The organism is Flavobacterium notoginsengisoli, from assembly GCF_042686225.1.
Taxonomy (GTDB): domain Bacteria; phylum Bacteroidota; class Bacteroidia; order Flavobacteriales; family Flavobacteriaceae; genus Flavobacterium; species Flavobacterium notoginsengisoli.
The window spans coordinates 832425-845334 of sequence record NZ_JBHUOT010000001.1 but is presented as its reverse complement, the minus strand read 5'-3'; the positions used below and the strand labels follow the sequence as shown (position 1 = coordinate 845334).

The following is a 12910-nucleotide window of genomic DNA, read 5'->3' as shown; positions in this document are numbered from 1 at the left end:
GTTCATTACTCACAACAAACCATCTGTAAAAACACGTAATTTAGCTCTAAATTCAAGTAACTACCAATAATGGAAAACTACAGCATCATTATTTTTATACTCGCCATAGTCATCGGATTATCTGCCTTTGCTGATAAAGCCAAATTACCCTATCCTATTCTGCTTGTAATTGTTGGTGTTGGAATTGGTTTTATTCCAACAATGAATGAAATAGAGATTAATCCCGAGATTATTTTTTTATTGTTTCTTCCTCCACTTCTGTATGATGCTTCGTTTAATATTTCACCTAAAGATTTCAAGACAAACATCAGCACCATTAGTACTTTAGCGATAACTTTGGTTTTTCTTACCACCTTTTGGATCGCTGTTGTTGCCCATTATTTGATTCCTAATATAACTTGGTCTCTTGCCTTTGTATTGGGAGCAATTCTCTCCGCAACCGATGCTGTTGCCGCTATAAGCATTACCAAAGGACTTGATATTTCGCATAAAACTATAACCATCCTGGAAGGCGAAAGTTTGATTAATGATGCTTCTGCCTTGGTTGCTTATCGTTTTGCTGTTGCCGCTGTAATGGGATCTGCTTTTATAATCTGGCAGGCAACATTGCAATTTATTTTATTATTAGGAGGCGGATTTTTAGTCGGTTTTGTGATGTCAAAAATTCTGGCTGTTATCTTGAAAAAAGTGCATAAAAATTCAAATGTTACTATTAGTTTCATGCTTTTAATGCCTTTTGTAACTTATTTAATTGCAGAACATCTACATGTTTCGGGTGTTATTGCAGTTGTAATTTCCGGATTAGCAATTGCCCGTTTTAGTAAAAAGATTTTCCCTGAAAGCTTAAAAAACAGTTCGCGGAACCTTTGGGATATTATCATCTTTCTATTAAATGGGTTAATTTTTATCCTTATCGGACTTAATTTTAGATACGTCCTTAAAGATATAGATGATAATATGTTACTGCCGTATATTGGTTACGCCTTTATTATTACCATTGTTGCCTTACTCATTAGATTTGTTAGAATATTTCTTCAGAGAATTAATCTTCAGAAAGGTTTTGAAAAAATTAAAAAAGGAAAAAGAAAAATCAGCGAAGATGCCCTTCTTGACTTCAAAAACAGTATCATTTTAGGTTGGTCGGGAATGCGTGGTATTGTATCCCTTGCTATTGCTATTGGACTTCCGAGATTTTTAGAAAATGGAGATCCTTTTCCGGAAAGGAATGCTATTATCTTCATTTCTGTAGCTGTTGTACTTTTTACGCTTATAGGACAAGGACTTACATTACCGTGGATTGTCAAAAAGCTAAACTCCAGAACAGAAGAAAAAGCTATTGATCAACAAAATTAATCTTAACTTTATCATTCTATAACTGCAATTTAATTTAAAACTTTTCAGAAAATGACTTCAGAAATTCTTTCCACCACACCAGATTCAGAAATTGTTACTACGAGAGTTTTAAATTTTCCGCAAGAACTTGTGTTCAAAGCCTGGAGCACTCCTGAACATTTAAAAAACTGGTGGGGACCAAAAGGTTTTACCAATACTTTTAATGAATTTAATTTTTGCGAAGGCGGAAAATGGAGTTTTATTATGCATGGACCAGAAGTTGGAAATTATGCAAACGAATGTGAATTCATCAAAATAGAAAAACCAAATCTTATTGCTTGGAAACGTCATTCTAAACCACTTTTTCAAATCTTAACAACTTTTGAAGCGATCTCTGAAAACGAGACAAAAGTCGTTTTCAAAATGCTTTTTGAAACAGTAGAAGAATGTCAAAAACTAAAGCCGTATGTTATCGATAAAAATGAAGAGAATTTTGATAAACTTGAAATAGAATTATCCAAAATGGAACTCTAATAAAACTCAGTTTTTATTCGTAATTTCGGTTTTAAATTAAAATTACAATTACAAAATGGCATCATTTACAAAAGAAATATCTTTTCGCTGGTCAGATCTTGACCCAAATTTTCATGTTCGTCACAGTGCTTATTACGATTTTGGTGCACAGCATCGTATCGAAATCCTTGAAGAATTAGGACTAACGCTGAAAGTAATGCAGACACAAGGTTTTGGACCTGTTTTATTTAGGGAAGAATGTGTTTTCAGAAAAGAATTAAAACTTTCAGATAAAATCTTCATTCATACAAAAACCTCTAAAATGAAAGCCGATGCTTCACGCTGGTCAATCATTCACGAGTTTAGAAGAGAAGATGATACACTTTGTGCCACTATTACGGTTGACGGAGCCTGGATGGACACTAAACTGCGTAAACTGGCTTCTCCAACTCCTGAAATCGCTATTCAGGCTTTAAGTATTTTTCCGAAAAGTGATGATTTCGTAGGACTATAAATAACTAATCAAATGAAACGTTTAATCACCTTATTTATTTTTATGGCACTCTTTATAAGTTGCAAACCAAATAAATCTCCAAAGGAGACGGTTGCTGCATTTCGAGAATACACATATTATCATGATTTTGAAAATGCTGATTTTTTTTTGATTCCCACTGAAGAAAATCGAGAGCACATAGAAATACTCAAAAAAATGGCTCTTATCAAACCAAATATTGAGAACGAAAAATTTAAGGACATAGAAAAAAATGTTTTTTATAAAGAAAAAGAAATAACAGATTCAACTGCTCAAATTATTGTTCGTTTTGGTCAATCTACAATGTCAACTGAATTTAAATTAAAAAAAAACAATAAAAAATGGCTCATAGAATCAATCATTCAAAATCAATAAAATAAAAAGTCTGGAATTATGGTTGACTATATAAAAGACTTTAGAATCGGTATTATCATTGCCATAATTGCAATTACCACTATTATTCTTGGTGCAGTTACAGACAGAGCGCTTCGTTATCTTTTATACAGAAAACAAATCGATAAAGATTATGATGCGACTGGTTTTAAATTCTTAAAACATTTAATCATAACGATAATTTATATTCTGGGATTTGCTTTTGCGTTAATTCAGATTCCTGAATTTAAAATTATCGGGCATTCGTTTTTAGCAGGTGCCGGCGTTATTTCTCTTGTTGCCGGTCTGGCTTCCCAGCAAGCGTTGAGTAACATTGTAAGCGGTATTTTTTTAGTGATTTTCAAACCTTTTAAAATCAATGATAAAATTACTATCAATAATTTTGTTGGAACCGTCGAAGATATTAATCTGCGACAAGTTGTTCTGAAAGATGCTGAAAACAATCGTATCATAATCCCTAACTCTGTAATTAGTACGCAGATTATCGTAAACACCAATATGCATGATACCAAATGCTGTAAAATAATCGAAATTGGGATTGGTTACGATTCTGACATAGAAAAAGCATTGGAGATAATGAAAGATGAAATAGCCAAACATCCCCTTTTTATTGATATCCGAACTGCTGAAGCCAAAAAAGAAAAAACTCCTCTGGTTGTGGCTCGTGTAGTAGCTTTAGCCGATTCGAGCGTCAATCTAAAAGCTTGGGCTTGGGCAAAAAATTCTACAGACGGTTTTGTAATGTATTGTGATTTACTGCAAAGCATCAAAAAAAAATTTGACGAAAATAATATTGATATTCCATACCCACAGCGCGTTGTAACTTTAAAAAATAGCGATTTCAAAATCCCTGATCAAAAATAAAATAAATGAAATCTTCAGAAATAATTCCAATTCAGACTTTACACCTCTTCCCTATTCTGGATACTTTATTAATCGATCTTTTAAAATCATTAACAGAAGAAGAATGGAACGCCCAAACTGTAGCAAAAAAATGGAAAGTTAAAGATATTGCATCCCATTTATTAGATGGAAATTTAAGAGGATTATCTATTTCCAGAGATCGTTATTTTGGAGAAAATCCAGAAAATATTAATTCTTATCAAGACTTAGTCGATTTCTTAAACCATCTGAATATGACTTGGACGAATGCTACAAAAAGACTGAGTCCTAATGTACTGATTGATTTACTGGAGAGCACAGGAAAAGAATATTCGGATCATTTACAAACATTAAACTCATTTGAAAATGCAATATTTTCAGTGGCTTGGGCCGGACAGGAAACTTCGTTAAACTGGTTTCATATTGCAAGAGAATATACCGAAAAGTTCCTCCATCAACAACAGATTAGAGATGCTGTGGGAAAACCGGCTTTGATGACTAAAGAATTGTTTTATCCGTTTATTGAAACTTTTATTCAGGCTTTACCGCATACTTATAGAAATACACAAGCTCCAAATGGTACAATTGTGAGTCTAATTGTAACAACAGAAATTGGCGGACAATGGAACATCATTAAAAAAGAAAACAATTGGGAATTTATTGATTCTATAGAAAACAATCCTACTTCAACTGTCAAAATTAATCCACAAGATGCATGGCTTTTATTTTCGAAAGGAATGTCGCCAATTGAAGCACTGGAAAAAGTGGAAATTATCGGTGACAAAGATCTTGGTTGCATTGCCCTTAACATAGTTGCTGTAATGGCTTAATTGTTAACTCAATCACTTTTTTGTAATAACTTTAAGAGTGTATTTTTTGGTTTTAAAAATGCATAGCGGTAATTTTATGTTCCTTAATAAAAAACCGTTTTTAAATGAAAAACTTAAAACTCCTCATACTTTTATTGCCTGTTTTTTGTTTGGCACAAGAGCAGAAAATCAAACAATTAGATATTAATCTAACGAATTACGAATATCCTTTTCCTGTTCATTTTCTAGAATTAAGCAATCAGCGTCAGGCACTTAAGATGGCTTATATGGATATCAAACCTGATAATTACAATAACAAAAATATTGTACTGCTTCATGGAAAAAACTTCAACGGCGCTTATTGGGAAACTACTATAAAAGCATTGACCAAAGAAGGATTTCGTGTCATTGTTCCGGATCAGATTGGTTTTGGAAAATCAACAAAACCGGATAATTTTCAATATACTTTTCAGCAATTAGCTCAAAACATCAAAAAACTTTTAGACCATTTAGGAATTCAAAAAACAACAATTTTAGGACATTCTATGGGCGGAATGCTGGCGACTCGCTTTGCGTTGCTATATCCTGAAATAACAGAAAAATTAGTTTTAGAAAACCCGATTGGTTTAGAAGACTGGAAATTAATTGTGCCGTACCAACCTGTTGACTGGTGGTACGAATCGGAACTGAAACAAAATTATGAGGGCATTAAAAAGTATCAAATGGCGAATTATTACGATGGAAAATGGAATGCCGATTATCAAAAATGGGCAGAACTTGGTGCGGGTTGGACAACTGCTCCAAATTACGATCGTGTAGCCTGGAATTCTGCTCTTTTGTACGATATGATTTTTACTCAGCCTGTTTTATATGAATTTAAAAATATTAAAAGTCCAACACTTTTAATAATTGGTACCAGAGATAAAACCGCTTTAGGAAAACCTTTAGTTGCTGCCGAAATTCAAAAAACAATGGGAAATTATGCCGAATTAGGTAAAAAAACGCAAAAAGCAATTCCGAATTCAAAACTGGTAGAAATTCCAAACACCGGACATTTACCACATATTGAATCTTTTGATCCATTTATAAAAGCATTAATCGTATTTTTGAAATAATTTCATTAGCCACGAATTCACGAATTATTTTAATAAAATTCGTGAATTCGTGGCTAAAAAAACCTAACCTAAAAAACTATATAAATATGTTTACAATAGACCAAATAAAAGAAGCTCACTCAAAAGTAAAATCTGGTGCAGATTTTCCAAATTACATTCAGGATTTAATTATTTTAGGTGTAAAAGGATATGATACTTACGTTCATGACGGAAGCGTAGTATATTACGGCTTAAACAATTACACTGCCGAAGCAGAAGAAAAATATCCGGAAATAAAAGTAGCTGATTTTCCCAACAAAGAACTTTTTATAGAAAATCTGGTAAAACATCAGCATGGCGAAACTGATTATATGACATTTTGTAATCACTGTGCACAATGTGGAATTGCAAAATGGCGTGTAGATATTGTCGAAATGACCTGCACTTATTTTGATAAAGCTGAAAATGAAATTTTGATCGAAAAAATTCCAAGCTAATCTTAGATTTTATTTCATGATCATTTCTAACCAAAACCTCCAAACCACTTTTAGAAGAAGTATTTTCATCTTTATATTAGCCATTTCTTTCCTTGGATTTTCGCAAAACAAAAAGGAAAAACCAAAATTTAAAGTCATTGCTTTTTACACCGCCAAAAATGATCAGGCGCATATCAGCTTTGTTCATGAAGCCAATAAATATTTTCCAAAATTAGCTGAAGAAAATCATTTTCAATACGATTCAACCAGCAATTGGGATAATCTAAACGCAAAATTTTTAGCCCAATATAAAATTGTTTTGTTTCTGGACACACGACCTGAAAAGAAAGAACAACGAGAAGCTTTTCAAAAATATATGGAAAATGGCGGTGGTTTTATCGGATTTCATTTTGCTGCTTTCGCTTTGAATAATTCAAGTTACAATCAGGATTGGAATTGGTATCATAATACTTTTTTAGGTTCCGGCGAATATGGCAGTAATACCTGGAGACCAACTTCGGCGGTTTTGCGCGTAGAAAATCAGCATCCTGTTACTAAAAATCTTCCTAAGATTTTTAGTTCAGCTCCAAACGAGTGGTATCGCTGGTCTAACGACTTAACTAAAAATCCCGATATTGAGATTTTATTGGCCATAGACGAATCCAGTTTTCCGTTAGGAACTGGGCCAAAAGCACATGAAATCTGGCATAGCGGTTATTATCCTGTTGTATGGACGAATAAAAAATACAAAATGCTGTACGTAAACATGGGACATAACGACATCGATTATGAAGGCGGAACTAACAAAACAGTATCGTACACTTTTGAAAATAAAATACAAAGCCAAATGATTTTGAACACATTGCTTTGGCTTGGTAATTCAAAAAAACAGGTTCAGTGAAGACTCTTCAAATAGTCTTTATTTACTATAATTCCCTAATAAATATTATTATAAATACCGCCACCAAGATTTAAATTGAATGAAAAATAAAATTGTCCTAATTCTCTTTACATTACTAATAATCTCTTGCAACTCAAAACAGCAGGAGAATAAAATAAATAAAGAAGACAATCAACAAAAAGAAACATCACCAGAAATAATTAATAAAAAAAAGGAATCTGAAAGCGTAAATTATCAAGTTTCTACGTTTGATAATCCTGAAGACATCGATCGTATACAAAGAGAAAAAGAAAGCTTAAAACAACTTTCTGAAAAGAAGATTTTTTTAAATATTCATAATAAATTGATTGAAGAAATAGACACAGAACAACAATCTTATTTCAAGAAGAATCATAATTATGAATTACTCTCTATTGCAAAAGGAAGCTTGTTTCAAGAAAACAGCAATGACTTTGCATTTATAGTTTATGACAAAAAGAATGAAAAAATTTCAATTCTGCTCTACAATGAAAAATCTTCAACGTATGCTGAATTGTATAAGGATATAAAAGTCATAAATGGTCTAAAAGATGCTAATTGTAATTTCTACTCTTTTGGAACATTAGATTATCAATTTGCAAATGAATTTTTGATTAGCAATGAAGATTACCTTGAAAAAAGCATAGAGTCTTATTTAGAATCTTCATATCTTAAAATTACAGATATATCAAAAGATGAAAATTTTATATTAAAAGATGGATGTTTCGCCAAAAATGTGTCAAAAACAAACCTAGCGAATACGCTTTGTTTTGCTACCAGTGCCGTTTACAATAATTGGGAATGTTTACTATACGACAAAAAAAGCAATACTTTTTTAATTTTTTATGGTCAGGCTTTCGCCGATTAACAATTTAAAAAACAATAAAAATGTCTACTTCTCTTTCTCCAATAATTTCCGCTGAAGAATTAAACCAACTCAATCTTTCTGAAATCATTTTAATTGACGCCAGAGCGGGTTCAAATGCATTTGAAGTTTATCAAAAAGAGCATTTAAAAGGCGCTCGTTTTGTAGATCTAAATCTGGATTTGGCTTCTATTCCGGAAAATCCGGCAAATGGAGGCAGACATCCATTGCCAACTATAGAACAATTTGCAGAAACACTTTCAAAATTAGGAGTTTCACCATCAGATCATATTATTGTTTACGATGATAAAAATGGATCTAATTTCGCTGCAAGATTCTGGTGGTTGATGCGTGCAATTGGACACGAAAAAATTCAGGTTTTAAATGGTGGTTACCAATCAGCATTACAAAATGACTTTCCAACAAATTCAGGAACTGAAACATATCAGAAAACAACATACCCAATTAAAGAATGGAATTTACCATTAGCCAGTATAGAAGAAGTCGAAAAAGCTCGTAAAAACGATCAAAATCTTGTCATTGATGTTCGGGATAAAAACAGATTCGACGGACTTACAGAACCTTTGGATTTAATTGCAGGACATATTCCCGGTGCAGTTAATATTCCGCTAACTGAAAATTTAGATGAAAGCGGACTCTTTAAATCTGCTGAAGAATTAGCTCAAAAATACAAATCTGTAATTGGAGATAAAAAAGACGAAAACATAATTGTACATTGCGGATCGGGAGTTACAGCTTGTCACACCTTGTTAGCAATGGATTACGCCGGACTTCCAATTCCGAAATTATATGTGGGATCATGGAGCGAATGGTCAAGAAATCACCGCGAAATGGCAACAAAAAAATTAGAATAAAATAATATTTAGCCACTCCCGATAATTATCGGGATAAAAAGATTCAAATGATTAATCCTTTTTAATCCTCATAATCTGTGGCAAAAAACAAAAATTTAAAAATACAATGCAACACTGGGATATACTTTTATCAAATCAGGTAAATAAAAAGAAATTAATTGACAACATATTAAATGGCGAAGCAACTGGAGAATTAGCCGTTTTTAACACTCAAAAAGGAATACTGTTCTCTGATATTGCCATCGAAAAATTCATCGAAAAAGAATTTCAATACGACAGCGTCGAAGCTTCGACTACTTCAAACAGACAGCTAAGAACGTTTTCTTCAGGCGAACGTAAAAAAGAGTTTTTAAAATATTGCATCAATCAAAAACCGGATTTCATTATTTTTGATAATCCTTTTGATCATTTAGATCAGGCTTCAAGAGTAGTTTTAGCCGATTCTTTAAAAGATCTGACGAATGACATTGCCATTATTCAGCTTTTAAATCGTACCGTTGATGTTCTTGAATTTGTTCCCAACAAAGCGCAAATAAAAGACAATACATTCGAATTGCATCCGTTCGTAAAAAGCGAAAATCATTTCAAAACCTTAAATACAACTGCAATTCCAAAAGCAACTGAAGTTCATTCGTTTCCAGAAAACGAGTTAATCAGACTGGAAAATGTTTCGGTAAGTTATGACGAAAGAAAGATTCTTGACAACATCTCCTGGACGATCAAACAAGGCGAATTCTGGCAGTTAATTGGTCCAAACGGTTCCGGAAAAAGTACTATTTTATCCTTAATCACAGGAGATAATCCAAAAGGTTTTGGACAGGATTTATTTTTGTTCGGAAGAAAAAAAGGAACCGGAGAAAGCGTTTGGGACATCAAAAAACAAATCGGAATTTATACAACCGCAATGATGGATTTGTTTCAAAAAGGTCATACTTTGGAGCAAATGATATTATCGGGTTTCTTTGATCAAATCGGACTTTACACAGAACCAACCACACATCAAAAAAACATCGTGACGCAATGGCTGGAAGTAATCGAGATGACTCATTTACGTAAAAAACGTTTCATCGATCTTTCTATCGGTCAACAAAGAGTTGGATTAATTGTTCGTGCCGTTTTAAAACACCCGCCATTATTAATCTTAGACGAACCTGTAGAAGGTTTAGATGACGAAAACGTAGATTTAGTAATTCAGTTAATTAATACCATTAAACAAGAAACAAACGTATCTATTTTGTACGTTTCACATAGAATTGAACAAGGCCTTGCTCCTACTTCAGTATTTGAACTTCTTCCATCAGAAACAGGTTCAACAGGACAAATAAAGTAATATTTACATAAATTAAAATGAGAAACCAGATTTCTATAGTGTTTATTTTACAGCTGTTATTGTTTTCCTGCTCAGGTACAATTTCAACAGTAAAAAAAGAATATACTCTTAATACATCTTCAAAATTAAAGTCAGATTGGAGAATCAATTCAAAAGAATGGATTCTAAAAAATGACACCATTATCGGAACTGGATCTGCTTCAGAATGGGGTGTTTTAGAATCAAAAAAGAAACTGCCAAAAAACTATGAAATAGAATTTAAAGCTAATATGACGAAAGAATCTTTATTCGAAGTCATGTTGAATTTAGAAAAAGGAAATTACATTAGAACCTATCTTTATCAAATAGATCAAAATATCGTAATTGGAAAAGGTGTTTATGACATAAACAGTAATGAGTATGGGAAAAGAGGTGGGAAAAGCCTTTTCAACAAACCTATTGAACTGCAAAACCACAAATGGTATTCTGTAAAAATTAAAGTTCAAAACAACCAATTATTATTTTCAGTAGATAATAAAACCACATTAGAATGTTCTTTAGAAAATAACAACCTAAGCCAAACAGGAAAATTAGGTTTTATAACCAATGGAGAAGTAAAAATAACCGATTTGACAATTAGAACTTTCTAGAAATAATCGTAACGAATGGAAAAATACGAGATATTGCAAAATGGTGATAACGAAATGACTATTTCATTTTATTTCAATAAAAAAGCACTGATTGTTCCTTTAATAATTTTCTTTTCAATATTACTATTAATTTTCAGCCAGCTAAAACCTGAACTATTAGTCGAAACCTCTATTTCAATAATCATTGCAACGTCAGCACTAGCATACATGTTATTTAATGATTACTTTGAATGGTACAGAACCAAATTTCATATACTTAGCATTAGAAACGAAGATTTGTATATTAACAATAAATTTCACTGCAAATTATATAAATTACAATCTGTAAATGTTACTTATTTACGAGGAAAATATAGTTTAGGCTGGAAGGTATACTTAGATGTTTTTCCTATTTCATCAAATGACTACATCATAAAAAAACAGTTATTAGAAAAAGACGCACATGAGATAGCAGAGAAAATCTCCATATTCTTAGATCGTAATGTCAAAGTAGAATCATAAAAAAAGCTCCTTTATGGAGCTTTTTTCTATATTCTTTAATCTATTCTCTATTTTCTAAAAAACTAATTCTCATCGTCAGTATTATGCGATTTCACATAATTACGCCATTTCTCGATACATTCTTTAAAATCGTCTGGTAATTCCGTATCAAAACGCATTAATTCTCCTGTGTTTGGGTGAACAAATCCAAGCGTTTTGGCATGCAGTGCCTGACGAGGTAAAGCTTTAAAACAATTTTCGATAAACTGTTTGTATTTCGTAAAAGTCGTTCCTTTCAAAATCAAATGACCGCCGTAACGTTCATCATTAAATAACGGATGACCAATATGTTTCATATGAGCACGAATCTGGTGCGTTCTTCCTGTTTCCAGTTTGCAAGAAATCAAAGTCACATAACCAAAACGTTCCAAAACTTTATAATGTGTAATAGCCGGTTTTCCAATTTCCGGATCATCAAAAACCGCCATTTGCATACGGTCTTTTAAATGTCTTGCCAGGTTTCCTTCAATAGTACCACTTTCTTCAGCAACATTTCCCCAAACCAAAGCTATATATTCACGTTCGGTAGTTTTAGCTTCAAACTGTTTTGCCAAATGCGTCATCGCCGCTTCTGTTTTCGCAACAACCAAAAGTCCGGAAGTATCCTTATCAATTCGGTGCACCAAACCTGGACGTTCACTGCTGTTCATTGGCAGATTATCAAAATGATACGCCAAAGCATTTACCAAAGTTCCGGTATAATTTCCGTGACCCGGATGCACAACCATTCCAGGCTCTTTATTAATCAATAAAAGAGCATCATCTTCATAAACAATATTCAACGGAATATCCTCAGGAAGAATATGATTTTCAAACGGAGGATGCGACAACATAACTGTGATCACATCAAGAGGTTTTACTTTGTAATTTGATTTTACCGGAATATCATTTACAAAAATATTTCCGTTAGTTGCCGCATTCTGAATCTTATTTCGTGTGGCATTCGGAATCAAATACATTAAATATTTGTCAATACGTAAAAACGCCTGACCTTTTGGGACTTCAAATCTGTAGTGCTCAAATAATTCGTCTTCCAGATCTAAATTTTCTTCAATATTATTGTTCATCATTTGGGGTTTCTACAGGCGTTGCAGTACTATCTGTTGCCTGGCTTTCATCTACATAACTTGCTTTTCCGTCTCCTAAAACCAAATCGATTTTAGACGCTTTCAAAACGCGGTCTCCTACTTTTAAGTTTCTTCCTTTTAAACGCATTTCCAAAACCATATCTTTTCCAAGATTTGGAATATACGTAATCGTTCCCGGCTCAAGCCCTAACGCTTTTAACGTTGGCACCGCTTCACGATATGTTTTTTCGATTAAATCAGGAATTTTCACAGAAGAAAATCCGGATGCATTGATCTTAATATAAATTTTTCTGCCCACTTTTACCTTAGTTCCTGGAAGTGGATCTTGCTCTACAACACTATATTTTGGGTATTCGCTTCTGTAATCAACACTATCCAATAGAACGTAATCCAAATCCAATTCGTCCAATTTATTTTCAACTTGCTCTTCAGTTAATTTAGACAAATTCGGAACCTCGATTTCGTGTCCGTGATCAGTTGTAAAAGTCAACCAATGCATAAATAAATAACCAATAACAGCGATAATAGCTGCGGCCGCAAGCAATTGCAAGAAAAAAACTCGGCTTGTTAGATACTGACGTAAACTCATAAATTTATTTTTAATAGCGACAAAGATAAAGTATTTCGTTTCAA

16 protein-coding genes are annotated in these 12910 nt (G+C 32.9%); 14 read left to right on the top strand and 2 right to left on the bottom strand.

Annotation, left to right across the window (positions count from 1 at the left end; genetic code table 11):
* Window positions 1-69: 69 nt before the first annotated feature.
* The 14 genes from ACFS3A_RS03620 to ACFS3A_RS03555 all read left to right on the top strand — a co-directional run bounded on the left by ACFS3A_RS03620 (window position 70) and on the right by ACFS3A_RS03555 (window position 11150).
* Window positions 70-1353, top strand: coding sequence for a Na+/H+ antiporter (locus tag ACFS3A_RS03620; protein ID WP_379823968.1), 1284 nt, complete (start codon window positions 70-72; stop codon window positions 1351-1353).
* Window positions 1354-1404: 51 nt separating this feature from the next.
* Entirely contained in the window at window positions 1405-1866 is a 462-nt protein-coding gene (locus tag ACFS3A_RS03615; protein WP_379823966.1) for an SRPBCC family protein, read from the top strand.
* 55 nt (window positions 1867-1921) lie between these two features.
* Window positions 1922-2359 (top strand): acyl-CoA thioesterase, encoded by a 438-nt coding sequence (locus ACFS3A_RS03610; RefSeq protein ID WP_057122622.1) that lies wholly within the window; start codon window positions 1922-1924, stop codon window positions 2357-2359.
* 12 nt (window positions 2360-2371) lie between these two features.
* Entirely contained in the window at window positions 2372-2752 is a 381-nt protein-coding gene (locus tag ACFS3A_RS03605; RefSeq protein ID WP_379823964.1) for a hypothetical protein, read from the top strand.
* A gap of 18 nt (window positions 2753-2770) precedes the next feature.
* Window positions 2771-3634 carry a mechanosensitive ion channel family protein gene (locus ACFS3A_RS03600; protein ID WP_379823963.1) on the top strand — a complete coding sequence of 288 codons (864 nt, stop codon included), beginning with the start codon at window positions 2771-2773 and terminating at the stop codon, window positions 3632-3634.
* A 5-nt stretch (window positions 3635-3639) separates the two neighbouring features.
* Window positions 3640-4482, top strand: coding sequence for a maleylpyruvate isomerase N-terminal domain-containing protein (locus tag ACFS3A_RS03595; protein ID WP_379823962.1), 843 nt, complete (start codon window positions 3640-3642; stop codon window positions 4480-4482).
* 104 nt (window positions 4483-4586) lie between these two features.
* Window positions 4587-5576, top strand: coding sequence for an alpha/beta fold hydrolase (locus tag ACFS3A_RS03590; protein ID WP_379823961.1), 990 nt, complete (start codon window positions 4587-4589; stop codon window positions 5574-5576).
* A gap of 86 nt (window positions 5577-5662) precedes the next feature.
* Window positions 5663-6052, top strand: a complete 390-nt coding sequence (locus ACFS3A_RS03585) for a DUF1398 domain-containing protein (protein ID WP_379823959.1) — start codon at window positions 5663-5665, stop codon at window positions 6050-6052.
* 16 nt (window positions 6053-6068) lie between these two features.
* Window positions 6069-6932 carry a ThuA domain-containing protein gene (locus ACFS3A_RS03580; RefSeq protein ID WP_379823958.1) on the top strand — a complete coding sequence of 288 codons (864 nt, stop codon included), beginning with the start codon at window positions 6069-6071 and terminating at the stop codon, window positions 6930-6932.
* 79 nt (window positions 6933-7011) lie between these two features.
* A complete protein-coding gene (locus ACFS3A_RS03575; protein ID WP_379823956.1) occupies window positions 7012-7818 on the top strand; it encodes a hypothetical protein in 807 nt (268 codons plus the stop codon).
* 20 nt (window positions 7819-7838) lie between these two features.
* Window positions 7839-8690, top strand: coding sequence for a sulfurtransferase (locus ACFS3A_RS03570; RefSeq protein WP_379823955.1), 852 nt, complete (start codon window positions 7839-7841; stop codon window positions 8688-8690).
* Between the two features lie 106 nt (window positions 8691-8796).
* Window positions 8797-10020, top strand: a complete 1224-nt coding sequence (locus tag ACFS3A_RS03565) for an ATP-binding cassette domain-containing protein (protein ID WP_379823954.1) — start codon at window positions 8797-8799, stop codon at window positions 10018-10020.
* Window positions 10021-10037: 17 nt separating this feature from the next.
* Window positions 10038-10649 carry a hypothetical protein gene (locus ACFS3A_RS03560; protein ID WP_379823953.1) on the top strand — a complete coding sequence of 204 codons (612 nt, stop codon included), beginning with the start codon at window positions 10038-10040 and terminating at the stop codon, window positions 10647-10649.
* A gap of 15 nt (window positions 10650-10664) precedes the next feature.
* The gene (locus ACFS3A_RS03555; RefSeq protein WP_379823952.1) at window positions 10665-11150 is read left to right on the top strand and encodes a hypothetical protein; all 486 of its coding nucleotides are present in this window, start codon (window positions 10665-10667) and stop codon (window positions 11148-11150) included.
* 62 nt (window positions 11151-11212) lie between these two features.
* On the opposite strand, the gene ACFS3A_RS03550 is transcribed toward ACFS3A_RS03555, so the two are convergent.
* A complete protein-coding gene (locus tag ACFS3A_RS03550; RefSeq protein ID WP_379823951.1) occupies window positions 11213-12256 on the bottom strand; it encodes an RluA family pseudouridine synthase in 1044 nt (347 codons plus the stop codon).
* Window positions 12246-12866: a PASTA domain-containing protein gene (locus tag ACFS3A_RS03545; RefSeq protein WP_379823950.1), complete on the bottom strand. Its 621-nt coding sequence runs from the start codon at window positions 12864-12866 to the stop codon at window positions 12246-12248. Before ACFS3A_RS03545 ends, ACFS3A_RS03550 begins: the two co-directional genes overlap by 11 nt.
* Window positions 12867-12910: the final 44 nt, after the last annotated feature.

Coding starts and splice junctions, on each gene's coding strand:
- ACFS3A_RS03550 (WP_379823951.1), bottom strand. CDS start 12,256: ATGAACAATAATATTGAAGAAAATTTAGATCTGGAAGACGAATTATTT.
- ACFS3A_RS03560 (WP_379823953.1), top strand. CDS start 10,038: ATGAGAAACCAGATTTCTATAGTGTTTATTTTACAGCTGTTATTGTTT.
- ACFS3A_RS03580 (WP_379823958.1), top strand. CDS start 6,069: ATGATCATTTCTAACCAAAACCTCCAAACCACTTTTAGAAGAAGTATT.
- ACFS3A_RS03620 (WP_379823968.1), top strand. CDS start 70: ATGGAAAACTACAGCATCATTATTTTTATACTCGCCATAGTCATCGGA.
- ACFS3A_RS03595 (WP_379823962.1), top strand. CDS start 3,640: ATGAAATCTTCAGAAATAATTCCAATTCAGACTTTACACCTCTTCCCT.
- ACFS3A_RS03585 (WP_379823959.1), top strand. CDS start 5,663: ATGTTTACAATAGACCAAATAAAAGAAGCTCACTCAAAAGTAAAATCT.
- ACFS3A_RS03590 (WP_379823961.1), top strand. CDS start 4,587: ATGAAAAACTTAAAACTCCTCATACTTTTATTGCCTGTTTTTTGTTTG.
- ACFS3A_RS03545 (WP_379823950.1), bottom strand. CDS start 12,866: ATGAGTTTACGTCAGTATCTAACAAGCCGAGTTTTTTTCTTGCAATTG.
- ACFS3A_RS03600 (WP_379823963.1), top strand. CDS start 2,771: ATGGTTGACTATATAAAAGACTTTAGAATCGGTATTATCATTGCCATA.
- ACFS3A_RS03555 (WP_379823952.1), top strand. CDS start 10,665: ATGGAAAAATACGAGATATTGCAAAATGGTGATAACGAAATGACTATT.
- ACFS3A_RS03605 (WP_379823964.1), top strand. CDS start 2,372: ATGAAACGTTTAATCACCTTATTTATTTTTATGGCACTCTTTATAAGT.
- ACFS3A_RS03565 (WP_379823954.1), top strand. CDS start 8,797: ATGCAACACTGGGATATACTTTTATCAAATCAGGTAAATAAAAAGAAA.
- ACFS3A_RS03610 (WP_057122622.1), top strand. CDS start 1,922: ATGGCATCATTTACAAAAGAAATATCTTTTCGCTGGTCAGATCTTGAC.
- ACFS3A_RS03570 (WP_379823955.1), top strand. CDS start 7,839: ATGTCTACTTCTCTTTCTCCAATAATTTCCGCTGAAGAATTAAACCAA.
- ACFS3A_RS03575 (WP_379823956.1), top strand. CDS start 7,012: ATGAAAAATAAAATTGTCCTAATTCTCTTTACATTACTAATAATCTCT.
- ACFS3A_RS03615 (WP_379823966.1), top strand. CDS start 1,405: ATGACTTCAGAAATTCTTTCCACCACACCAGATTCAGAAATTGTTACT.